This window comes from Emticicia soli, assembly GCF_037860775.1.
Taxonomy (GTDB): Bacteria; Bacteroidota; Bacteroidia; order Cytophagales; family Spirosomataceae; genus Emticicia; species Emticicia soli.
This window is the reverse complement of sequence record NZ_JBBEWC010000021.1, coordinates 42,405-66,846: the sequence shown is the minus strand read 5'-3', so window position 1 is coordinate 66,846 and position 24,442 is coordinate 42,405. Positions and strand designations below refer to the sequence as shown.

The following is a 24,442-nucleotide window of genomic DNA, read 5'->3' as shown; positions in this document are numbered from 1 at the left end:
AGGTTTGACTATCAATAGTTCAACAGGTCAAATCACGCCAAGCAGCAGTACGGCAGGAGTTTACACAGTTACTTACACAATAGCAGCCAGCGGTGGTTGTGCCTCAGCCACAGCTACCACAAGTGTAAGGATTACTAACAACCCAAGTGCAAGTATTTCAGGTTCTACAAATCTTGATTGTAATACTGCATCAGTTACCCGAATAGCTAGTGGAGGTGGTACTTACGTATGGTCGAATAATTTAGGTACTAATGCTACTGCTACTATCACTTCTGCGGGCATTTATACTGTTACTGTTACCGGAGAAAGTAATTGTACAGCTACAGCAACAACTTCTGTTAGTATAAATAATACGGCTCCGAATGCACCAACTATTATAGCTCCAGCTCAAAAAATAGTGTGTGCGCCAGGTACTTTGTTATTAAGCACCAGCGGTTGCTCGGGAACAGTTAATTGGTCGAATGGTTCTAGTGGGACTTCCTTAACATTATCGAGTGTAGGTACTTATAGTATTAGTGCTACTTGTACAGTAGGTAATTGTACAAGTGTAGCAAGTACTGCCGTGACAGGTTTACAAATCATAAATACACCGACAGCCCAAGCAACAAATACAGGACCATATAGTATTGGGCAAACAATCCAATTAACTGCTTCTGGCGGAACTTCGTACTCATGGAGTGGCCCTGCTTCATTCAGTAGCTCTGTTCAAAACCCGACTATTCCGAATGCTTTATTAACTAATAGCGGTATTTATACACTTACAGTTACTACCGGAAATTGCACTGCTACTGCTACAACTAATGTAATTGTAAGTGGAGTAGATCCTTGTACACAAATAGTTGATTTGCAATATGTAAAAGCAGGCAATCCATATCAGAATCTGTTCTCAATAGAAGATGGAATGGTTATTCAGCAACTTCCGGAGCATGTTTCTATTGTTGTTAAGCCGATTTGTCCGACAATTTCAATTGGAAGTGTAGATTTGACCATTACAGGACCAGAAATTAACTGGACTATCTTACAAAACGTAGAGCCTTATGCGGTGTTTGACAACCTGGCAAATAATGTTTATGGTCGTAATTTTATACCAGGAACTTATACCCTGACCGTAAGAGGTTATGCCGAAGATAACAGGGTAGGAGGTACAGTTTATGGACCAATTACTACTACGTTCACTGTAGTAGGAACGATGGCAGTGATTAACGCACCGACAGTTCCGAATAACCGACTTTGTGCAGGCAATACAGTAGATGTAACATTTGCTACCACAGGCGCATTTGACCCAAGCAATACGTTTAATATTCAGTTATCAGATTCAACAGGTGGATTTACCAATCCGATTATTATCGGAACAGCTACAACGGCCGGAACAGTTACTTGTCAGTTACCACAGAATTTATCGGCCACAGGAGAATACCTGATTCGGGTAGCATCATCTAATCAGGTGGTGGCTAGTAATCCAACTATGCAGTATTTATCTGTTACACCTGCAATCAAGAATCTGACAACAAATGTTAGCACAGGGACAGTTACTGAGCAAGCATCAATGCAGATTGTTGCAGGCAACCGAATTACAGCCCCGGCCAATGTAACTTATAATGCAGGCAAATCAATCCTACTCAATCCAGGATTTGAGGTAAGAGGCGGTAGTGTCTTTAAAGCACAGATTCAAGGGTGTAGTAATTAATAAAGCGTAAGAACTCTGTTCTAAGCTAACACAAAACTTAAAAAGCTAAAGCTTAGCAAATTTATATTGCTAGGCTTTAGCTCTATATAATTGAAAGGTAAAGACTACCAGATTCTTTTGCTAGTTTATAAGTACCTATGCTTTTATGAACTACTTATCTATTCGCTTTATACTACCCAAATACCCCCTCAACTCCTCATCTTTCGCCATTAAGTTCTTAATCTCAATCAATGTACTTTCTGAAATATCTGGTTTTCGGCCGATTATATCTATACCTGCGGGTGTAAACAAGGTTTTTGAGAAAGCTATTACTGCCCATTCGCCTTTGGGGTCTAGCAAAGCTACCCGCCATTCACTTTTTAATACGCCAAGAATACCCTTTCCACGCCAGGTGAAGGCAGTACTGTCTTTTTCGTCCTGATAATCATAGCCTGTAATGGTTTTGGGTTTGCCTTTTTTTAGATACTTTACTTCATCAAGTAATACTTTTTCGCCTTTTCGGGTGGTAATTGTATAATTAAATGTCGGCTCGGTCTTGTCGCCCTTCAACCACATCGGGAAATTGCTGTAACAGATAAACCATGTACCTACTAAAGTTGTGAAGATGCTTTGCATAAATAAATCGATTAATGACTCTAACATAACAATATTTGTGTTTAGATGTTTGGTGGGCAGAAAACAGAAGCGTATAAAGATAGTTTTATCTGTACCATAAACAGAGAATATTGCCAAATAATGAGCAAAATAGCCGCTTTAGCGTTATTCTAATTTGTTCTCTGTAATTTTGTCACGCAAATTTTTTTTCGCCAAAACCGAGATATTTAACCTGAAAGCGGAAATCTCGACCCCGAAATTGCCAATGAATATTCTGATTGTAGAAAAAACAGAAGATAGTTTTAAGCTGATAGCAGAAGTATTGGCCGAGTATTATCCGATGTCTGAATTTATTCATTGCCGAAGTGTACAAGATACTTTGGCGTATCTGGCTATGAACGGGAATATAAGTCTGGGCTTTTTTGAGATAGAACTGGCAGACGGCTTGTGTTTTGAAATCTTTCGGGAAGCCAATGTGGCATTTCCTATCGTGTTTATGTCGGCCTATGATAAATACTGGTTACAGGCAATGCCTTTTAATGCCATTGACTACCTAAGGAAGCCTGTCGAGAAAATGGAGATAATCAGGGTATTAGATAAGTACGAGACACTCAAAAAGCATTTTCTGGTCAGCCTAAGTGCTAACGATTCGGTAGCTTATTACAAAACCTCAAGCAAAGACAGGCTTATCGCTAAAAAAGGCACCAACTACTATGTAATTAAGCTAGACGAGGTAGCATTTATCTATACCGAATCGAGAATGATTTTTCTGATAGATAAAAACGGTGAGAGATATACGATAGAGAAAAATCTAAGCGAATTGGAGTTAGAACTACCTAGCCGACAGTTTTTCAGGGTAAACAGAAAATTCATAGTAAGCATTGATGCCATCAAGAGTTTTAAACCCTCTTTCAAAGGAAAAATAGCTTTAGAACTCATGCATTTGTCGAAGGCAGAAGTAAGTATCAGTCAGGAAAATGCAGCACAATTCAAGAAGTGGATTGAGGGATAGTGAATAAACAAAACCATAAAATCAAAGAAAAAATGAAAAGAAAGCTTTACTTAATTGCTTGCTTGGTTTCGCCAATGGCATGGGCGCAAGAAAGCCCCGCCGATAGCGCCAAAGCATTAAATGAAGTTGTGGTGTCGGCATCGAGAGTCGAAGAAAGTATTTTTAAAGCACCTGTATCGGTTACTAAGGTGTCTGCTATGCAATTGCAACAATCGCCGGGTATAGAACTGATCTCTTCCTTAGCCCGTTACAAGGGTATTGACGTGAGCCAGTCGAGCTGGTTCGTAACGAGTTTAAGCACAAGAGGCTTCAATAGTTCAAAGGCTGAGCGTATTCTACAATTAGCTGACTATGTCGATTTCATGTCGCCAACGTCTTCATTATACGGCGGCAACTGGATGGGAACACCTGATTTAGATATTGATAATATCGAAGTCATCTATGGTGCCAACTCGGCCCTTTATGGCTCTGGGGCTTTCAATGGGGTTATACTTATGCATTCAAAAGACCCTTTCAAACATCAGGGCTTGGCTGTTTCGGTAAGAGGTGGCTCAAGGGCATTGATAGACGGACAAATAAGATATGCGCAGACTTTTGCTAAGCGTTTTGCCTTTAAACTCAATGCCAATTTTACGCAGGGGCAAGAGTTTATGGGTGAGTCTGACGCTGCAATCAAAGCCGTAACCGCAGGTGGATTGGCGGGCTCTGATGCCGCAAATAATGCTTATGGCTCGCCGTTTGGCTGGAACAAACTCAATTATTTTGGTGATATTGGTTCTACAGTATCTGACCCAAAATATACACAATACAACAATAATCAGCCATACCGTATTTATATGCCCGGTTTCAAAGAGGCCGATATTATTGGTGCAAATGCCGGAACATCGTTTATTAACCTAAATACATTTCAGGCAGGTAGCTTGCGTTTAAATCCATCTTTACATTTCAAGATTAATGAACAAACACAGGCTTCGTACGAATATCGCTGGTCGCTGGGCAATGGTATTTTTCAAAGTACCAGCCGTTTTGCGTGGCGAGAAATGCAATACGATTTGCACAAGTTTGAGATAAAGAACAAACGCTGGTTTATTCGTGCCTACTCGATGTTCGACTACGGCGGAAAAGCCTATGAAGTAGGAGGGGTAGCCAATGCCTTGCAAAACATACGCATGACTGACCCTAAAAACGGACTGTACCCAACTATTGCTGGCAATTATTTCAATGCATGGAACCAGATATTTGCAGCAGCCCGTGGCAATGGTTTTAGTGGCGGTGCACTTGCAGGCGTTTACGTACCCGATGGTGTAAATGGCGGAACGCCCGGCGCTTTTTCAATACCTGCCATTCAAGGAGGGCAATCTATTGATGATGCCGCTAAGCTAGCCTTTAACCTGACACAGCATCTACAGTTAAGCCCAGCAACTTCAAGTTCTTCAATACCTTTATTCGACCAAGTAACGCAGAAAGTAGCCAACGGAATAGGCGACTTGGTTATCAATGGCTCAACCGTAAAAGGAGCGGCTTTTGCCAATACTGCACGCTATACCGATTTTTCAGCACAACGTGAGTTTAAATTTGCTTCTACCGATATTGTAGTGGGTGGTGCTTACCGCACTTACCTTCTGAAATCGAACGGAACGCTGTTGGCTGATGGTAATTTTTCGCCACTAACCGGAGAAAAAAGAAGTGGGATTGTTAACTGGGAGTCAGGTGTGTATGGGCAAATACAACAAAAACTTTTAGATGATAAACTTACACTTGCCGCTGCCGGTAGAGTAGATTTATTCCAGAATTTTGATGCCAAATTTTCGCCACGTATCTCGGCAGTGTATTCGGTGGGTCGTCATAATTTCAGAGCCAATTTTGCCACTGCTTTCAGAGCTCCGGCACAGCTAGACCAATACATCTATTTAGACTACGGCAGTATATTGCTTATTGGTAACGTTGAAAATGGCTTTAAAGGACTTAACTCAGCAGACACAAAGCCTTATGAAGTAAAAAAACTCGCACCCGAAAAAATGAATAGCTGGGAGATAGGCTACAAAGGCTTGTTGACTAAAGATTTACAAATAGATCTGAGCTATTACCGCAGCCTTTATAATGGTTTTATAGGCATTGTGCGCTTTCAAGGACGAGAAGATGGAAAAATGCCGGAGGGAGATTACCAACAAAAAACAGGAGACTGGGCAAAAACTGCTCCAGACCGCACCCGTGGTCGTTTTATTCAGACATGGGCCAATTTTGATAAACCTGTTACTACACAAGGCGCATTTATTAGCCTTGATTACCGTCTGAACAAAAAATTGAGTGTCTATGGTAATTATACGTGGGCCAAGATTTCAGATATTAAAGACCTGATAGCTGGGTTTAATACGCCTGAACATAAGTTTAACCTGGGAGCTAATGGATTGATTACAAAAAACTTTTCGTACTCGGTTAATTATCGTTGGAATAGCACTTATATGTACTTTATGCCTTTCGACGAAGGTGAAATCAAAGCTTTTGGTACTTTAGATGCGCAATTGAATTACTATATTAAAGACCTTAAAAGCACTATTAAGTTAGGCGGTACAAACCTGACAAATGCCAATGCTATTAGTGTGTATGGTTCGGCACCAATTACCCGCATCATATATGCCGGAATTATGTGCGACCTCAATTTCAATAAAAACAAAAATTAATCGTTTATATCTAGAAATCTGCATAGAGGCTCTGTGCCGCTATGCAGATTTCTTGTTTAAGAGCGATAATGTAAGTCTGAATGATTAGTAGAACTGCTCTTTTTTTTGCAAATTTGATAAGAGACCATAGCATCGATGCAAAAAACTGTCAAGCTAGCTATATTGGTATTTTGCTGGGCTTTTATGCCAACACTGCGTGCTCAGCATCTAATTACCTTAAAAGATTCACGGGTTGATATTAAGCCCGTTGGGTATCATATTGCCGATATAAAAGACGGGCGGCCTAGTAAAAATGGTATTGGTACTATTATTAGTGCTTTTAACGAAAAAGACCCTATTGGCATAGCAGGTGGCGTAAAGACCGGCATACAGAGTTTTATTGCTAAAAACCTGGCAAAAGATGTTAACACCGTCCCGATTTTATACCACATAACAAGACTGAGCGTAGCCGAAACGAGAGCACAAAGTGGTGTAAGTGGTAAGATGGCCTTGAGTGTTAGTTTTGAAAGAATCGGCAAAAACGATACCGTTTCGCTTGTTACGTCTGATGTGTACATGGACTATAGGCGTTCGGGAGGAGCAAATCCGAATATGAATAATTATGAGTCGGTGCTACACCAATTAATTGTACAGACACTCGGCTACTTTGCTGATTGGATGGAGCTGAACAACGAAAAACACGAAGCGCTGAACAAAGGTGTTGAGATAATTATACAACCCGACTACAAGCGCAATGATACTGATACTATCTATTACGAAACCCGCAAGGTGCACTGGGGTGATTTCAGAGGTAGGCCTTCGGGATTCAGCAAATATGGGGCAGCTATCTTTAGTAATTTTGGTTATCAATCTTCCTTTAAAGTATCAAAAGGCATCATTCAGGCTTTTGTTGAAACCAGAACCTATATGGTAAGAGGTATGTCGTGGGCTAATGAGAGTGCCAAAAACGATTATTCTCTTGCACATGAGCAATTACACTTTGATATTACCAAATTGGTAGTAGAGCGTTTCAAGAGAAAAGTAAAGGCCATGCATGCCGAAAGCATAGAAGACCTGAATAGCATGATTCAGTATGAATATCTGGAGTCGTACAAAGAAATGAACCGATTACAAAAGGAGTATGACGACGAAACACGCCATAGCCTAGATACATTTAAACAGGCAGAATGGGCACAGAAAATAAAGATGTGGTTGAATGAAGTATTAGGATAAAAAAAGGGCCTTTTCCAAACGGAAGGCCCTTTTTTTATCACCAACCATCGTCTGATGGCTTTGGTTTAGCGGCAGGTTTTTTACTTGTAGGCGTGCCTGCTTTGGCTGTGCTTACCGGAGTGGCTGCAACGCCATTGGCCGCAACCAATGTGCCTTTGTCAACCTTTGAGAAAACACGGCTTACGATTTTCCACTCTCCGTTTATTTTTAATAGATTCAGAAAATCTACATATTTAAAAGTATCAAATTCTTCTTCAGTTACAGCAGTTCCGGCTGTTCCGGCATAGCTGTAGCTAACAATATTACTCTTCCATTTAGCACCTCCGGCCGGTACCGATGCAATGAATTTCTTTACCGGAATCTCGGTAATTCGGCCATTAGACAAACTGCGCAAGTTGGCTGCAGGGTGAAACGCACGGTTGAGTTTTGCAGAGTCGCCTACTGCGCCACCATCAAGATAATTCATTAAAGCTGTTTTGATGGCATCGTCGTCTGATTGTGCACTGACTTTCACAGAAAAGCCAAGTAATAGTATAAATGCGAGTAATAGTTGGTTACATTTCATCGGTATAATTGTTTTAATCTTCCTCTCAAATTAACGAAATTATTATGGGAGTATTGCAACTTTTTTTTGCATTATTAGTTAAATACTTAATCTTTTTTTAATATTAATTATTCGGTATTATTTTGTGAGTTCGGAGTTAAGTACTAAATTCAATAAAATTTATAGTTCGGTTAAACTGTGGGTGTTTTAGGCAATAGTAACAAAAATAAAATAAGTATTTGTGTTACTTTATTGCAGAGCTACGTCTAAAAACCGACTGTAGATGGGTAACAGAATCAAAATTTGTTGATAGTCAAATAATTATTGCATTTTTCATTCTCGAAATTAAGTTTTTAATACATTTGCAGTACTTATTATTTATTTAATCATTAACAAAAAACAATCACGAAGATGGGACTAATGTCATTTTTCAAAGGAGTAGGTGAAAAACTTTTCGGTAGCAAAGAAGAAGCAGCACCTGTTGAGAAAAAAGAAGAACTTAAAGCAAGTGTTCTTTTAGCTCACGTTCAAAAACTTGGATTGGCTTTCAATACATTAACTATTAAAACTTCGGGCGATACAGTAACCCTAATCGGTGATGTAGACAAACAAGAAGATTCTGAAAAAATTGCCCTGGCAGTTGGTAATGTTGAAGGAGTACATGTTGTTGACAATCAGTTGACAGTAACAGCTCCTGAACCAGAGGCACAATTCCATACTGTAGAAAAAGGCGATACTCTATCTAAAATCGCTAAAACATATTATGGTGATATGATGAAATATCCAGTTATTTTTGAAGCAAACAAGCCAATGCTTACTCACCCAGATAAAATCTATCCGGGCCAGGTACTTAGAATTCCAGCTCTTTAATATACGCCGAAGCCCTCGAAAGAGGGCTTCTTTTTTATTACAATATTATCTTTGCCTACTTATTAATCATAAGCTTTCGCTTAATACGTTTTTCTCCTAATTGAATTTGCAGAATATAAGTACCGCTTGCATAAGGCTTTAAATCTATCAGTTCCTGCTGCCCTTCGCTTACCTTTAAGGTATTTTTCTGTAAAACTTTACCCGTTAAATCTATTAAAGAAATCACTGGGGTTGTAGGCTGAGGCGAAAGGAATTCAACGCTTAGTTGCTCACTAGCCGGATTAGGGAATATCCTTACGTCGTCTTGCACTACTTCTTCTGTTGCCAATGGCTCTAATATAATTATACGGGCACTACCAGTTACCGAACCTGTACCGCAAGTGTTTTTTACTTCGGTGAGCATATAGGTAGTGGTTTGAACAGGTTTTACTCTTAACCGAAACGGATTAGTAACAATATTAAAAATCTTTCCATCAGATAAAGTTATAGAAGCAGGGAAACCTCCGGTAATATTTACATTTAATGAGGTGCTATCGCCTAGTAAAATTGTATTATCGCCACTAAGAGTAGCTGTCGGAGACGCCCGCACGTTTACGTCTATTCGGGCTTTATTGCTTTCGCAGCCAAAATTGTCGGTTTGTGTGGCATAATACTTAAATGCCCCCTGTTGCGAAGTAAGCGGAATAAGAGTCTCATAAGACCTTAAATCATATTCTTCCAAATACCATTTTATGTTAGTGCCAGAGGCTTTTAAGCCCTCGGCAGTAACATACTGGCATAGATTAAGTTCTGGATTAACAATAGGTGGGGTAGGCGGGGAAACAATGGTTAGGGGGCCTATGGCCGCACTAAATAACGATGAGTTTCGTGCAATAACTCTTAACCTGTAGCCTGTTCCCGTACTGAAATCACTTGGAATCTGTGCAGAAATATTAAATAATGAAACCTGTGTTGGTAAATCTACATAGTTCTGCCCTGTGGCGTCAGAGATCTGAATAACCAATGGCGTATCGAAAGATAGAGAACCTGCAACGTTTATTGAAAGCCTCACTGTTTGCCCCTGGCAAATGGTTGTTGTTGCTAAGCCCGCAGCACTAATTTGAGGTTGTGCTACATTAATCAATACGCCATCGGTTTTGGCGCCTACTCCGCAAATATTCTGTACCGACGAAACCGCAAAAACTGTAGTAACGTTAAGGGTTTTACTAAAATTATGGGTGTTCTGGCGAGTATCTACAACAGACGTACCATCTGATAAATCGAACGACCATGGGCCACTCCCATTTAAACTAACCGTTAAATTAACTGTTTCTCCTGCGTTGATAGCCGTCTGGCTGCTACTAATAGCAGCGGTAGGAAAACTACGAATGGTAAAGTTTTCGCTAACGGGGCTGAATGTCTCGGGTCTGGTTGTATTTAACCTGACACGGTAATTTTCGCCTGCGGGTAAATCATACGGAAGCTTGATTATCACCCTGCTACCACGACGTATTGATTCAATAAGGCTATAGTTTTTGCCTGAATTATCTGACAACTCAACATAAATCTGGTTGTTATCTTCAAACTGCCCATCAAGTCCATAACTGATTTGCACCGAGTCGCCTACACAATACACAGACTTGTTAAGGTTTTTGATAGAAACAAAATTAGCTGTCCCTTGTCCTGCTATTTCGTACTCGGCCGAAGGCGAGAAACGTATAGAAAACGAAGCCTGCATTTTAAGGTATTGTTGCTCGGTAAAAACATTGCCACAACCCTGATAATATGCCATAATATTATTGGCTGGGGGCGAGAATCTTTCGCCATTGGCATCAACAATTTCAGTAGGAGATATATCAGTACATTTAAAGGCAGAGGAAAGTGGAAGTCTTTCAAAAGGGTCGGCAGGGGTATCACATAGCTGGTCGCCCATTAAGTTACAATTTGAGCCCGTTCCACGGGTTACTAATTCCCTTTGTGATACATCAGGGCTGTTGCTGTCTTGAAAAGTGTGCAAAAGGCCAAAATAATGCCCTAATTCGTGCAGAAAGGTTTTGTTTTTAAGGTTTTGCAGATCGCTTTCTGAATGCTCAAAGTAAGAATAAAATACCCGGTTACTATTAGCTGAAAGACTAGGCAACGTGGCGTAGCCGCCCAATATGGTTAAGTCGTTAAGGCTTATGTTTTTGGCAAAATAGATATTAATGGCGTTTTGCACATCATATTTTCTGCGAAGCTCAGGTTCATCATTTATCTTGAACTCAAAGTATTTATCTTCTTTAATAGAATATACCTGATTATTAAGCAGATACAACTCTACGTTGATATTCTGTAGATAAGTATTGGCATGAGCAATGATTTCTCTTATATCGGTCTCGTTCAGAATAGCAGCGGCAGGTGTGTTAACACCCGAGATAATGTTTATTTTTACAGCTACTCTATAATTGGTAAGACGGACTTTGCCGGAAGATTTTTGCTGAATAAACTGCTGATACTGTGTTAATAATGACTTTCTTTGTTGCTCGCTTGGTGTAGGCATGCCACAGTTCCATTGGGCGAAAAGATTTTCACCTTGCCCTAATAAAAGTAGCAAAATTATAATTGACCGAAGGGTTTTCATTCTTATATATTCACTCATCAATAATTTTAAAAACTATTGATTATAATACTTTGGGTAATGGGCTAGGTTAACATGTGACGATATTGACCCCGAAATTTAGCAAATTCTTCTTCTAAGATTATCATTTTTTCGACAAAATGCGTCAAATCTCCCGTTTTTGATGGCACTTCCAGATTTTTAGTGATTTCGTGAATGCGTGATAAACCAATAGTACCCGAATTCCCCTTCAAAGTATGCAATTCGCTTTGTATGGTTTTTACATTATCGGGGTATGCCTCTTTGGTATTTTTTATTTGTTCTTCTGCCTCTTGTTCAAAGTCTTCAAATACTGTCAGGAGCATTTCGTCGCCTACCATTTCTTTCAGTTGGTTCACCACTTCCATGTCAAACATTGGCATATCGGCAGGTATATTAAAGTCGGCTATTGTGCCTTGATTAGTATTAACAGATAAATTTTCTTGTGGCCTTATAGTAGGGGCTTCATTAGTTTGTTGTTTTTCTTCTGCAACGCTGGTAATTGGCTCAGTATTTTCAACACGGTCTTCAGTTTTCACTAACTCATTAACCTTCTGTACAAGTACCGCCGCTCTGATTGGCTTTGGCACGTAGTCGTCCATACCTTCACTCAGAAAACGCTCACGGTCGTGCTGCATTGAGTAGGCTGTCATGGCTACTATCTTTGGTAAAGACGAACCATAAAGTGTTCGCATTCTTTTAGTGGTTTCAATACCATCCATTTCGGGCATTTGAATATCCATAAATACGAGGTCGAAAGACGAATCATTCCCAAAAATCTCTATTGCTTTAGCGCCACTTTCGGCAGTTGTTACCTTGCAGCCTGATTTTTGTAATATTTCTGAAGCTACTTTCCTGTTTACCTGGTTATCGTCAACCAACAAAATTTTAGGCTTGTAATTGCTGAAGAAATTAGTGAGCTGTATTTCTCCATCATTGGCATCAGATACGCTAGGGCTGATGCTGGTTGAACGGACTTCAATCGTAAACCAGAAGGTGCTACCCTTGCCTTCGTTAGAAATTACGCCCATGTCGCCTTTCATTAAGCGGCATAGTTCTCTTGAAATGGCAAGCCCCAGGCCTGTTCCCCCAAATGATTTTTTGGTAGAATTATCTACCTGTTGAAAGGCTCCGAATAAAAGTTTCTGGTCTTCTTCCGAAATACCAATTCCTGAGTCTTTTATTTCTCCTTTCAGTACATGTATTTTTCCGTTAGACGATACTTTCGATAATGAAACCAATACATTGCCATTTTCAGTAAACTTTAAAGCATTTGAGGTAAGATTAGAGAAAATCTGTAAGAGGCGTGTCTGGTCGGCTATCAGATATGCAGGCACATCGTCGGCTACATAGCAAGTAAGCGTATTATCTTTTTCGATGGCACGCTGGCGGAACAAAGCTACCAGTCGTTCCAGTAATTCTCTGATGTCAAGCGGAGCATTATGTAAATCCATCTTACCTGCTTCTATTTTCGACAAGTCAAGAATATCATTCAGAATCGTAAGCAACGTTTCGGATGATTTCTTAATGGTTTGTACATAGTCTCTTTGCTCAGGGTTCAGCGGAGTTTCATACATCAGGTCAATCATGCCAATCACGCCATTCATAGGCGTGCGAATCTCGTGGCTCATATTTGCCAGGAAGCGTTCTTTTACTTTCAGCGAGCGTTCGGCTTCGTCTTTGGCAATCAATAAGTCTTCGTTGGCACTTTTCAATTCCGAAATATCACGTGCTACCCCCTCAACCTCAATCGGAATCCCCTTAGCGTCTTTTATCATTCGGATATTGAGCATAAACTGCCTCAATTCTCCGTCTTTGCGTTTTACTACTACCTCAAAATTGGTAATACTGCCAGATTTTAAAAGCGCCTTGATATTTTTTGAACTATCAATGGCATTTTCAAAGAATTTATCAACCTTATTGCCCATTACCTCCTCAACACTATAGCCTGTATGCGTCAAGACCGATGGCGAAATCATGCTGATGTTTCCGGCCAGATCGGTTCGATAATAAATATCAATGAACGACTCAATGGTATCACGGAACTTCTGCTCACTTTTCTGTAGCGTAATAGTTGAGTTTTTCTTCTCGGTAATGTTCTGAGCAATGCCTGAAACTTCCTCAATTTGCCCGCTTGATGAAGAAAGAATAGGGTTCAGATAAAACTCATACCAATCGTCGCCACCATCTATTTTGCCCCAGTGCATTTCAAAGTATTGGGGGTGTCCTTTAAAGGCTTCGTTATATTTATCACGTAATACTGGGCGGTCTTCCGGGGCTATCAATCGCCAGCCGATTTTCTCGGTACTTGAATTGATTTCTGGCGGAAAACCAAGGTTTGTCTTAATTACTTCTTCATAATTTTTATTAAAAGAGCTTAACTGACGTTTCAGATTCACCGTCCAGATAACGTGCGAACTGCTATCAAAAACGGCATTGAGGCGAGAGGTCTGCCTCAGCAAATCTTCTTCTTTTTGCTTCCGAACCAAAGCCACCGCTACCTGCCCCGAAACGAACTCAAGCAATTCAAGGTCACGGATATTAAATTTGTTACGGTCGCTGTACGACTGTACGCCGATTACCCCCGTAGTATTAGTGTCAACTTTCAGAGGTACACAGAGCATAACCTCAGGCAACGAAGAGCCATACATGGTAAGTCGTTCGGTTTCTGAGAGCTTTTCTATGTCTTCTTTATATAAAAAAAGCGGTTTGTTTTGTACCATTGAGTACTCAATGATACCATTGCCGAGTTTGCGGCGTAGAAAGTTTTCGCTCGTTTCGTAATACTCGTCTACCACATAAGGGTAGTAAATAGTGCCTTCTTCGGGCTCAAAAAGTGCTACAAAGAAATTATTAGCCTGTATTTTCTTTTGAAGTTCAAGATGTACCTGTGTCAGGAAATCCTTTAGGTTGAGTGTATTAAGGTTAAGTTGGGCAATAGTATAGTATAATTGTTGCGCTCTTTCTGCACGGCGGCGTAGTGTAATATCTCTGAATAAACAGCGAAAAGCCGTAGGAACGCCATTTTCGAAGCGGCAGCTAATATCGCCTGATAAATACACACGCTTGCCTTCTTTGTTTCGTACTACTGTCTGATAATCGATAATTTGCTTGTCTTCCTTGATTTTCTGCAAGGTGTCAAGCATATCTTCGGCAAATTGCGGGTGTAGAATATCCTGTAAAGAAAGGCGTGATAACTCTTCGCTTGTATAGCCAATCACTTCTCTGAAAGCCTTATTGACAAACAAAAACCGACCATTCAGCGAAAGAAGCATGATAATTTCAGAAGTATTATCAACTAAATCCTGTAATTGGTCAATGGCATTGGCATGTTCTGCTTCTTCGAGCTTACGTTTGAGTTTTTCAATCTCAAACAATAATTCTTCCTGTGATTTCTCAACCGTCATCGTTCTGGTAGTGTTATAATATAAAGCCAAATCTACAAATAAAGATGAAGATTTTAAACCTTATTTACGCAATTACTCGCTCACCACCACTGCCAGCTTGTTATTATCTTTATTAACAGCCATACGGCTTATTTTCTTCAACATCGGTAAGTGGCTAGTATCAATAAGCTGCCACTCTTTGCTTGATTGCGGATTATAAGCATAGAGTTTTTCGCCATCGCTGCTCAGAATATAGCTGGTGCTTGTCCAGGTTATGTCTTCTGATTTACCTAAGGGGTTTACAATCGGACTGATTTTTTGGCTCGCAGGCTCAAACTGCTTAATTATCCATTGGTCAGCCGACGATTTATCTATAAAACTAAAAGCCTGTTGATTCGGAATTTTGTGTAGCGAGCGCCCGGGTTTAGGTGCTATAATGCTGCGCTCTTTTGTAGTAAGGTTATAATGATAGAGGTTATTAGTAGAATCGGCCAGCACAAATAGCAGTAGATTATTGGCATCAATCCATGTATGGTAGCCCACTTTCAGGTCTTTTATTAAAACTTTGGCAGGGCCGCCACCAATCAGGTATTGTCCTAAATCCTGCTGCCCGTTATCTCGCTGAATAATACATGAAAAATAATATTCGTTAGGGGTTATGGTAGGTGAGTATTCTCGCTCTGGGGTATTGGTAATCTGTTGGGTGCGGTGCTTTATATAATCGTAAACCTTAATGTCAGTTCGCCCGCTGTCGTTGGCCGAAGCATAATATACAAAAGGCAAAACAGGATGAAACGAAGGCTGATTATCATAACCCTTATGCTCGGTGATATTTACAGGATTTGATAAGGTAAATTTGTTATTCTTAAAGCTTATGTCAAGCAGATAGATTTCTGAGCCTGTTTGTGCAAAGCTTATGAATGGTAGAAACAGATAAAGGCAGGCGAGGATTCGTGTCATAATGATTGATGAATGAAGGCCAAATTTATCTATAAAATTAAGAAACTAAAATTGAAGTTGTTTAATTACTATTGACAAATGATTTTAAAGAGGGTGTCTTAAAAGTTTTTAGAGCCAAATAATATTTTGCTTCATTTTCTTTTGAGACACCATCTTTAGCGTTTTTCAACATCCTTTATTTGGTATAACATAGATTACGTTGTCTGAAACAGATAAATTAAAACCAAAATTTCCTATAGGAGGAACTGGTAGTTGTTGCCATGTTTTGCCCATGTCAGATGAGCAGAATAGACCATTTGTACGACCACATATTAAATATTTACCCATTTGTTTGATAGATAAAATATCAGATGAAGACTTAATCAAACCTACTTTTTTCATGAATAAACTAGTCCACGAAGGCTGAAGTTCTTCACCTATGGCATTCCAGGTTTTTCCATTGTCTATTGAAATGTGTATTGTGTTTGTTTTGGTAACTGTGTTATTTACTATAGCAGCAAATCCCCCATCTATTCGTTCCACGGCCATGCCAACACCCCCTTCATTAAGCACGAGATCCCAATTTTGACCATCATCTGTCGATCTTAATATCCCATCTTTGTAGGTAGCCATGAGTACACCGTTTGACTCTGTCAATTTCATTGCCACGCCCCCGGTATGCACTTTTTTCCAAGTTTTTCCATTGTCAGTTGATCTAAAAAGAATGTTGCTGGCATTGATGAAAACTGTGCCTCCGGCCGTTTCAAAAACATTGGTTACTTGTCTCTCTTTATAATTATTGTACATCCAATCTTTCGTTTTGTCTAAGCGTATGGCTTGCTCTTGAAAATTCGTGTAAATGGGTGACCAATCATTCGTTCCGTTTATTTTTTGTAAAAACTGACCTCTGAAATCATAAGCAAATATGCCATTCTTGCCAGGGGTAATGTTACGTTGTTTACCAGAGAAAACCTCTTTTGTCCAAAAAGTGTTTGTTGAATTTGGTTCACTGTGATAAACTCCATTGCCAGCACGTAAATAGAGCCCATGGTCATTTGCAATTAAACCATCTCTCCACACACCTTCTCTCTGCAATTTTTCAGGCAGCCCTTTACTAATGTCCTGCCAGGTTTGTCCGCCATCAGTAGATTTAAAAATGATGTTGGCAATCTCTGATGATTTGACCTCTTTTATCGATTTCTTTTTTGCTTCCTTTTCTTTCAGCACAAAAGAATTTAGTAGAAATAATACCACAAGGGTAGCCGGAATAAATACAAATAATTTTTTCATGTTTTTTTATTTAAAGTAAAATCATATTAATCAGCGAAAAGTAGCAGATGGGGCGATACACATTATTGCTTACTCTCTTAAAATCCTTGACGGTCTTTCTATCATATCTGAACACACTACCCAATGATGCAGACATCAAGATGGTACCATATATGGTTCAGTTTGCTTTTGTCCGCAAGAAGTGTAAAAAATAGTCATTAAAAAAAGCATAAATACTTTTACGAGTTTTTTCGTTTATCTTTTCAAAGCCTCCAGCAAAGCTATTTTTTTTTATCCCGGCGCTTGTTAAACGCCTGTAAAAAAAGGTAAACGAAATGTAAAAAGTTTTAGGGTTTTCAGCGATTCTATTAAATACCCTAAACAAACGGTCTACACCGTTTCTAATACGTGTAAAACAAAAAAATCGGAGCAGCATAAAGCCACCCCGATTACGGTTTTAGGTAAGATAGTTAAACTAAGGTTTATCTTACCGAACCCATAGTATTGATTGTACTTTCACGCACAGCGTTATCGGCCACAATCACAAAGTCTACTCTTCGGTTTTTATCTCTTCCTTTCATAGTGTTGTTCGTGTATCGAGGTATATCTTTACCGTATCCTTCAACTAAAAGTCGTTTTTCGTCAACACCCGAACTTTTCAGATAATTGGCTACCTGAACGGCTCTCATTCTTGATAATTTTTTGTTGTGCTTATAGCTACCAGTAGCATCGGTATGCCCGCCTACCACTACAAAAGTATTAGGCATCTGGTTTAAAGAAAAAGCAACTTTTCGTAAATCTGCTTTTGCTTCTTCTTTGATAATATAAGAATTTACGTCAAAGAAATTACCTTTATTCATGGTTACCACCAAACCCTCATCATAAATATCTACCATGGCAATATCGCCAAGGTTTTCGTTCAGGTCTGGTACATATCCGGCCATTATTCTTTTAAGTTCTTCGCCTGATGTACCGCCCATAGAAACCGTTGCGATGTTTTCTTGCTGGGCATTTGTAGGGGTTATGGCTGCTTGATACTCAGCTTTCGATATGTCGTTTTTCGACACCTTACTGCTTGATTTACAACTCATATTGGTATAGCCTACTGCTAATAGGGCAGAAGCTAAAATGATCGATTTTGAAACAAAATTGCGTTGCATGGCTTTTAATATTTAATAATAATTTGTTACTAAGAATCAAAAAAATGTTCCAAACACGATATTTCGATGAAAACCAGCAGATAAGGAGTAAAAGCCTCGACAAAATGTAGAGGATATTCAACAAAATTCGGTTAATTCAACCGCATTATGAGGATAAAGAAGTAATTTTGGGCATGCAAAAAGTCAAACCTAAAAAACACCTCGGGCAGCATTTCCTCAAAGATTTGAATGCAGCCGAGCGGATTGTGAATTTACTTTCACTCCATAGAAACTATACTAAGGTTTTAGAAATAGGGCCAGGTATGGGTGTATTGACACAGTTTCTGTTGAAAAAGACTGAGTATCAGACCTCTGTAGTTGAAATAGACACCGAGTCTGTGGTATATCTCAATGCGAATTTCCCTGATTTAAGCGACCGCATTTTTTCGGAAGATTTTCTGAGAATGAATCTCTCGGAGTTGAAAGGTTTTGATAGCACCGAGCCGATTGCTATTATCGGGAATTTCCCCTATAATATTTCATCGCAGATATTTTTTAAGGTACTTGAGCACAAAGATTTAGTAGTAGAGGTTGTGTGTATGTTACAAAAAGAAGTAGCTAAACGCATTGCATCGCCTCCAGGAAACAAAGATTACGGCATTTTAAGTGTGCTTTTACAGGCTTATTATGACATAAAGTACGAATTTACGGTATTGCCCGGTGCGTTTATTCCTCCGCCGAAAGTTGATTCGGGTGTGATAAGTGTCCGCCGAAATAATGTAGAAAAGTTAGATTGTGACGAGAAAAAGTTTGTTCAGGTGGTAAAAGCAGGCTTTAACCAACGCCGCAAAACCTTACGGAATGCCTTAAAACCCATTGGATTGAATTTTGAGCATGAATTATTAAATAAGCGTGCCGAGCAATTAGGAGTAGCTGAGTTTATACAACTAACCAAGTTATTTACCGAAAACAAATAGAGTAGATATGGCTACTTTTGAACTAACCAGGGAGTACATAGAAAAATTGGAGTTGGGCATTGAGCAGAAAGATGAAAAAATGCTTAAAGCCGAAATGGAAGAGTTGTACCCTGCCGATATTGCGTGGATTCTACTCGAATTGAACGGAGAGCAGGGGCACTACTTATTAAACTTGGTTGATACGGAAGTAGGGGCTGATATACTTGCCCATATTGAGCCTGAGATGCGCAGGAATTTTATTAAAGAGCATCTTACGGTTGAAGAAATTGCTAAATATGTAAACCTGTTTGACTCTGACGATGCTGCCGATTTATTGAATGAGCAAACAATAGAGATACGAGAAAAAGTAATTGCTTTGCTCGATGACCGTGAACAGGCTCGTTTCATTATAGACCTGATGTATTACCCTAAAGATATTGCAGGGGGCTTGATGCAGAAAGAGTTGGTAAAGGTAAACTCTAACTGGACGGTAAGCGAATGTGTTGAGGAAATCAGAAGGCAGGCCGAAGATGTAGAGAAAGTATTTGCTATCTACGTAGTTGATGATGAACAAAAGCTACAAGGCATAGTATCGTTGAAGCAGATTGTATTGGCTCGCAAAAACACCAAGATTGAGAATATTCTTGATGATGACATAGTATTTGTTGAAACTACAGCCAAAGCCGAAGAAGTAGCCGACTTGATGCAGAAGTATGACCTGGAGGCGATTCCGGTAGTGAATACTTTAGGCAGATTGTTGGGCAGAATTACGATTGATGACGTGATTGACTTTATTACCGATAAAGCCGAAGAAGATATTCAGGTGATGTCGGGTATTACCGGAGAGGCCGAAGAAGATGATAGCGTGTGGCAACTAGCCAAAGCCCGTTTGCCTTGGTTGGTTGTAGGGGTGGTCGGAAGTTTGTTAGCTGCAACGGTTATCAAGAGTTTTGAGGACGAGTTCAGGAAAGTAGCGGCTTTGGCAGCTTTTATTCCGATTATGGGTTCTACAGGGGGCAATGTGGGTATCCAGACCTCGTCTCTTATTGTGCAAAGCCTTGCCGAAAAAACAGGTATTACTGCCAGTTTATGGCAACGTTTGTTGAAAATCATTCTGGTAGCTATCGTGAATGGGTTAGTGATTGGCGCATTGGCCGGAACATATATTTATGTGATAGGTGAGCCGGAACTATTTCTGGTAGTTTGTTTCTCTTTGCTGTCGGTGGTGGTATTGGCCTCTTTTATGGGAACTGTCACACCACTTTTGCTCGATAGGATAGGCGTAAACCCCGCCATAGCATCCGGGCCTTTTATTACTACCGCCAACGATATAATCGGGATTGGTACTTATCTTTTAATTGCAGATTTATTGCTAAATTTATAAACTGAACATGATTGCCGTTATACAAAGAGTTAGCCAAGCCTCAGTAACAATAGATAGTATTGTAAAAGGGAAGATAGGTACAGGGTTTTTAATATTATTGGGCATTACACATACCGATGCCCAAGAAGATATAGAGTGGCTTTCAAAGAAAATAGTAGGGCTGAGGGTTTTTGGTGATGAAGAGGGGAAGATGAATTTAGATATATCGGCAGTTAACGGAAATATCTTATTAATCAGCCAGTTTACCTTACACGCCAGCACAAAGAAAGGTAACAGACCATCGTTTATAGAGGCAGCAAGGCCGGAAGTGGCTATTCCGCTTTACGAAAAAATGATTGCTCAATTAACACAGGATTTGGGTAAAGTAATTGAAACCGGAGAATTTGGCGCTGATATGAAAGTATCATTGTTAAACGATGGCCCCGTAACCATAATTATTGATTCTAAGAATAGGATTTAGGCGGAATTAAGCTTTTTTTCCAAGTTTCCGAAAAGCAACAATTAATTGGTATATACCATAACTGACAACTATTCGTGAAGCGAAATCTAAAAATCTTGACCAACCATTTAAATCACCTTTAGCATCTTCTAAAAAATCAATTTTATGGGTGGGGTCTAAAAAAGAAAAATAATAACCAATTAAATTCCAATCTATCTCATTACTAAATACAAATAATCGCCCTACAGACCACAGATAAAGACAATAGAAAGGAATTGGAACAAATAATGTAAATGCTAGAGCTCTGCCCCAGTTCTCTCCATGTAGATTTGAAAATTGGTTTAACTTAAATGCGCGCAAATCAAAGCGATTACTAGAGAAAAATTGGTTGACTTTATCTGTCCAAGAATTACTGTTTTTACTTTCTTTTTCTACTCTTAGTTCTAAGACCCTACTTTGATGCTTAGAAGTTTTTGATTGAAAATGTGAACTCCAAAAAACATCACCTTGAGAATCAAAAACCTTCTTTAATTGATTATAAATAGAAACTTTTTGTTCGTGCCATTCTAAGGTGTCTTTTGGAATATTAAAAATTTGTATATTATTTGAGGGGATAGTACCACCTGAAATAAATATCTCCGTAATTTTTGAATTACTAAATTGAAAATCGAAGCTATTTAAGTCACAATCGGTAAATTCTGCTTTCCCTAATGTAGATTGGCATAATACAAAAGTGGGTTGTTGATATTTTTTTAATAATTCGTCTACAAGAGTATTTTTTTTAGTGCATATCCATTCAGAGTAATTTGATTTGAATTCATTATCTTTTCTCTCAAATAAAAAATCTTTCTCAACTAATGAATCGTTATAGTTATTTTCTAATAAAGGATTTGGTATATTTTTTTTAAGTAGACTTAAATCAATTAAATGAATTGGTTTCATTTCTTTAAAAAAAATGAAGCCTAAAACAGATGAGAAGTAGCTAATATTTAAGGAAAAGAAAAAAGATTTGGAAAAAATAAGAAAACTATCTTTGTTGATATTTGAGCTTACCTTTAGTTCGTAGAAGTTACAATTTTCAAAATTTATATTATTGCATTTTAAAAAATAAAAGTAACTATTAATAAATGAACAATTACTAAATAAAATCTCTTGAAAGTTGGATTTATTTATTGAAATTTTATTGAACGTCGTCCCATAAATTATTATTTGTTCGATATTGCTATCATTTATTTCTAATTCATTACTACGACTTGATACTGAATATGTTATTTTGCCAATTTTTGAATTAATTATCTTTAGATCTCCAATATTTTCACCATAATACAAAAAATCTTTTAAAGTACTATTCCAAAAGGTAATGGATTTTATTACAACAAGTTCTTGAATAAAAATACTACCTACTTCACAACCTCTTAAATCTATATCTCTTAAAATGGACTGATCAAAATTCAACCCTAATTTAGAGGCGAAGGCATGTATTTGTCCAATCCTACCCCCTCCACAAAAAATATTTACTTCACTATTTCCAAAGCTTATATCTTTTGCGCTTGCACCTAGAATTCGAAGACTAGGTATTTTTGAAGAGTTATGACAAGATAAGTTTTTTATTGTAGACCTTTCTTGAATACATAAATGATCACATTCGCTGCCATGAAGGTTAAATTCTACTATATTAAAATTTGAAATAATTATTTCTTTAATTTTTGTATTAAATACCAAAATAGAATTGAACCTAATTTCATTTCTTATAGTATTTGAAATGCTAATCTTGGGTAAATGACAATTAATAAAAATGATATTGCAATTGCTATTCATATCTGGATTAAGAATAGTAATAATATCATTTTCGGTAAAAACCTCGATGTCATTAAATACAATAAATGATGTATTAGGCCAATTATAATTATAGAAATTAAAGTTAGGTATTGATTTTGTATATTCTCCTAGATTTGTGTCTACTATCCTCTCAACTCCTTTCTCCTTAAATTCTTTTTTTCTTAAATTGAATTCTTGTTCATTTAATTTCAATGCTGAAATAAATTCCTCTTCTGAAATTTTATGTTTTCTATTTTCGTTTGACATTTTATACCATTAATTGTAATCTGAAATTAAGATTAACTAACCCCTCAAATGCCAAGCCTTAGGCTTCACAAAGGCTCTGATACCTGCGTGCGAAAGTGTAGCGCCAAAACCTGAGTTTTTGCGTCCACTCCAAGGTAGAGGTGCCGAAACACGGTCGCAGCAATTCCAATAGCTTGTGCCGGCATTTATTTGTTTCAATATTTTTTCTGCCCGTTTTTTGTCTGATGTGTACACTGCCGCTGTAAGGCCATACTCGGTATCCTGCATCAATTTAGTGGCTTCTTTATCGTCTTTTACTTTCATGATACCAATAATTGGCCCGAAAGATTCATCTTTCATTACGCTCATTTTATGGTTCACATCTACTAGCACCGTAGGCTCAAAGAAATAACCTTGTCCGGCAATGCTTTTACCACCAATCAATAATTTAGCGCCTTTTTGCAAGGCATCTTGCACCTGACTTTCCAGAAACTCTAATTGTGATTGACGGCTTAATGCACCGATATAAACACCTTCGTCTTTCGGCTGACCAATTTTATAGCCATTTACCTCTTTTACAAATTCTTCTACATATTGGTCATATACTTTTTCGTGAACATAAATACGTTCAACTGCACAGCAACTCTGGCCGTTATTATAAAAAGCACCATCGGCCGTTCCGGCTGCTACTCCTTGTATATCAGCCACGTCGTCAGCCACGTAAAGTGGGTCTTTACCACCAAGTTCAAGCTGACAAGGCACCATTTTATTGGCAACTTTCTCATAAATAAATTGTCCTGTACGATACGACCCCGTAAAGAAATAGCCATCAAGTGGCATTTCCAGCAATTGTTCGCCTACTTCTCTTGCACCGATAGCCACCTGAAAAGCATCGTCAGGTACGCCTGCTTTTTTGAGGTATTTTTCAATCTTTAAACCTGTAAGTGTCGAAAACTCAGAAGGTTTATAGAAAACAGCATTACCCCCGATTAATGCCGGAATGAATACATTTACACCTACCAGAAAAGGATAATTCCAAGCCGATATGTTACAGATTACACCTAATGGCTCGTATGAAATTCTTTCCGTAAGATTATCTTGACGGGTAGCTATTTCGTCTTTTAAGTATTTCTGAGAGTTTTCTACAAAATACTTAATGCGGCCTCTTGCACCATTTACCTCATTGCGGGCTTGTTGCAAAGGTTTGCCCATTTCAGAAGTAAGCGTTGCGGCTAGTTCTTCAATGTTTTCGGCAAGTAGCTCTGAAAACTGAGCAATGATACTGATACGTTTTTTTAATGGAACTCTCGCCCATGCTTTTTGTCCTTTTTGCAGGGTTTTAAGTTTTAATTGAAGGCTTTCAGCCGTATCTTCAACCAATGTGGTGATAATTTCTTCGGTAGCCGGATTTATGACTTGCATTGCTGTGTATGAAACAAATTAATGTGGGTGATGATTGATAAAGCAAATCTACAAAATAATATAGAAAATGATAGTATAGATGTAGATATCAGCCTAAATGAAATAATTGTATCAAAACAGTTAATTCTACCACAAATTCAACTGACTAAGTCCCGTCAGGGACGATATATCGGTAGTAAAATTGAGAAGCCAAAAAACAAAGTCCCATCGGGACGAGATATTAAAAATAT

General features: G+C 38.6%; 17 protein-coding genes. 8 read left to right on the top strand and 9 right to left on the bottom strand.

All coding sequences use genetic code 11. The features are described 5' to 3' along the window. A partial coding sequence (locus WAE64_RS23755) for a 3-coathanger stack domain-containing protein (protein WP_340240526.1) occupies positions 1-1,687 on the top strand: 1,687 nt, incomplete at its 5' end. A 150-nt stretch (positions 1,688-1,837) separates the two neighbouring features. Here WAE64_RS23755 and WAE64_RS23750 read toward each other — a convergent pair. Beyond that, the gene (locus tag WAE64_RS23750) at positions 1,838-2,329 is read right to left on the bottom strand and encodes a lipocalin/fatty-acid binding family protein (protein WP_340240525.1); all 492 of its coding nucleotides are present in this window, start codon (positions 2,327-2,329) and stop codon (positions 1,838-1,840) included. Between the two features lie 142 nt (positions 2,330-2,471). Between WAE64_RS23750 and WAE64_RS23745 the strand changes: the two genes are divergently transcribed. The 3 genes from WAE64_RS23745 (at position 2,472) to WAE64_RS23735 (ending at position 7,186) form a co-directional block, all read left to right on the top strand. After that, positions 2,472-3,293 (top strand): LytR/AlgR family response regulator transcription factor, encoded by an 822-nt coding sequence (locus WAE64_RS23745; protein ID WP_340240524.1) that lies wholly within the window; start codon positions 2,472-2,474, stop codon positions 3,291-3,293. Between the two features lie 32 nt (positions 3,294-3,325). Next, positions 3,326-5,974, top strand: a complete 2,649-nt coding sequence (locus WAE64_RS23740; RefSeq protein WP_340240522.1) for a TonB-dependent receptor — start codon at positions 3,326-3,328, stop codon at positions 5,972-5,974. A gap of 135 nt (positions 5,975-6,109) precedes the next feature. Then, the gene (locus tag WAE64_RS23735) at positions 6,110-7,186 is read left to right on the top strand and encodes a DUF922 domain-containing protein (protein WP_340240521.1); all 1,077 of its coding nucleotides are present in this window, start codon (positions 6,110-6,112) and stop codon (positions 7,184-7,186) included. A gap of 37 nt (positions 7,187-7,223) precedes the next feature. Here the strand turns inward: WAE64_RS23735 and WAE64_RS23730 are convergent, their stop codons facing one another. Next, positions 7,224-7,751, bottom strand: coding sequence for a nuclear transport factor 2 family protein (locus tag WAE64_RS23730; protein ID WP_340240519.1), 528 nt, complete (start codon positions 7,749-7,751; stop codon positions 7,224-7,226). A 390-nt stretch (positions 7,752-8,141) separates the two neighbouring features. On the opposite strand from WAE64_RS23730, the gene lysM reads away from it, so the two are divergent. Then, a complete protein-coding gene (gene lysM, locus WAE64_RS23725) occupies positions 8,142-8,600 on the top strand; it encodes a peptidoglycan-binding protein LysM (RefSeq protein WP_340240517.1) in 459 nt (152 codons plus the stop codon). Between the two features lie 55 nt (positions 8,601-8,655). On the opposite strand, the gene WAE64_RS23720 is transcribed toward lysM, so the two are convergent. The 5 genes from WAE64_RS23720 to WAE64_RS23700 all read right to left on the bottom strand — a co-directional run bounded on the left by WAE64_RS23720 (position 8,656) and on the right by WAE64_RS23700 (position 17,968). Next, a complete protein-coding gene (locus WAE64_RS23720; RefSeq protein ID WP_340240516.1) occupies positions 8,656-11,172 on the bottom strand; it encodes a zinc-dependent metalloprotease in 2,517 nt (838 codons plus the stop codon). A gap of 89 nt (positions 11,173-11,261) precedes the next feature. Then, positions 11,262-14,621 carry a PAS domain S-box protein gene (locus tag WAE64_RS23715; protein WP_340240515.1) on the bottom strand — a complete coding sequence of 1,120 codons (3,360 nt, stop codon included), beginning with the start codon at positions 14,619-14,621 and terminating at the stop codon, positions 11,262-11,264. A gap of 72 nt (positions 14,622-14,693) precedes the next feature. Next, positions 14,694-15,560 carry a TolB family protein gene (locus tag WAE64_RS23710; RefSeq protein WP_340240513.1) on the bottom strand — a complete coding sequence of 289 codons (867 nt, stop codon included), beginning with the start codon at positions 15,558-15,560 and terminating at the stop codon, positions 14,694-14,696. A gap of 165 nt (positions 15,561-15,725) precedes the next feature. Then, the gene (locus WAE64_RS23705; RefSeq protein ID WP_340240511.1) at positions 15,726-16,829 is read right to left on the bottom strand and encodes a WD40/YVTN/BNR-like repeat-containing protein; all 1,104 of its coding nucleotides are present in this window, start codon (positions 16,827-16,829) and stop codon (positions 15,726-15,728) included. 461 nt (positions 16,830-17,290) lie between these two features. Next, positions 17,291-17,968, bottom strand: coding sequence for an OmpA family protein (locus WAE64_RS23700; protein ID WP_340240509.1), 678 nt, complete (start codon positions 17,966-17,968; stop codon positions 17,291-17,293). A 173-nt stretch (positions 17,969-18,141) separates the two neighbouring features. Between WAE64_RS23700 and rsmA the strand changes: the two genes are divergently transcribed. The 3 genes from rsmA to dtd are packed head-to-tail and all read left to right on the top strand — an operon-like array spanning position 18,142 to position 20,747. Next, a complete protein-coding gene (rsmA, locus tag WAE64_RS23695; protein ID WP_340240507.1) occupies positions 18,142-18,924 on the top strand; it encodes a 16S rRNA (adenine(1518)-N(6)/adenine(1519)-N(6))-dimethyltransferase RsmA in 783 nt (260 codons plus the stop codon). A 7-nt stretch (positions 18,925-18,931) separates the two neighbouring features. Next, positions 18,932-20,287 (top strand): magnesium transporter, encoded by a 1,356-nt coding sequence (mgtE, locus tag WAE64_RS23690; RefSeq protein WP_340240505.1) that lies wholly within the window; start codon positions 18,932-18,934, stop codon positions 20,285-20,287. Between the two features lie 7 nt (positions 20,288-20,294). Next, positions 20,295-20,747, top strand: a complete 453-nt coding sequence (gene dtd / locus WAE64_RS23685) for a D-aminoacyl-tRNA deacylase (protein ID WP_340240503.1) — start codon at positions 20,295-20,297, stop codon at positions 20,745-20,747. A 6-nt stretch (positions 20,748-20,753) separates the two neighbouring features. Here the strand turns inward: dtd and WAE64_RS23680 are convergent, their stop codons facing one another. Both WAE64_RS23680 and WAE64_RS23675 read right to left on the bottom strand, forming a co-directional pair. Next, the gene (locus tag WAE64_RS23680) at positions 20,754-22,811 is read right to left on the bottom strand and encodes a hypothetical protein (protein WP_340240501.1); all 2,058 of its coding nucleotides are present in this window, start codon (positions 22,809-22,811) and stop codon (positions 20,754-20,756) included. A gap of 36 nt (positions 22,812-22,847) precedes the next feature. Beyond that, a complete protein-coding gene (locus tag WAE64_RS23675) occupies positions 22,848-24,212 on the bottom strand; it encodes an aldehyde dehydrogenase family protein (RefSeq protein ID WP_340240499.1) in 1,365 nt (454 codons plus the stop codon). Between the last annotated feature and the right edge of the window lie 230 nt (positions 24,213-24,442).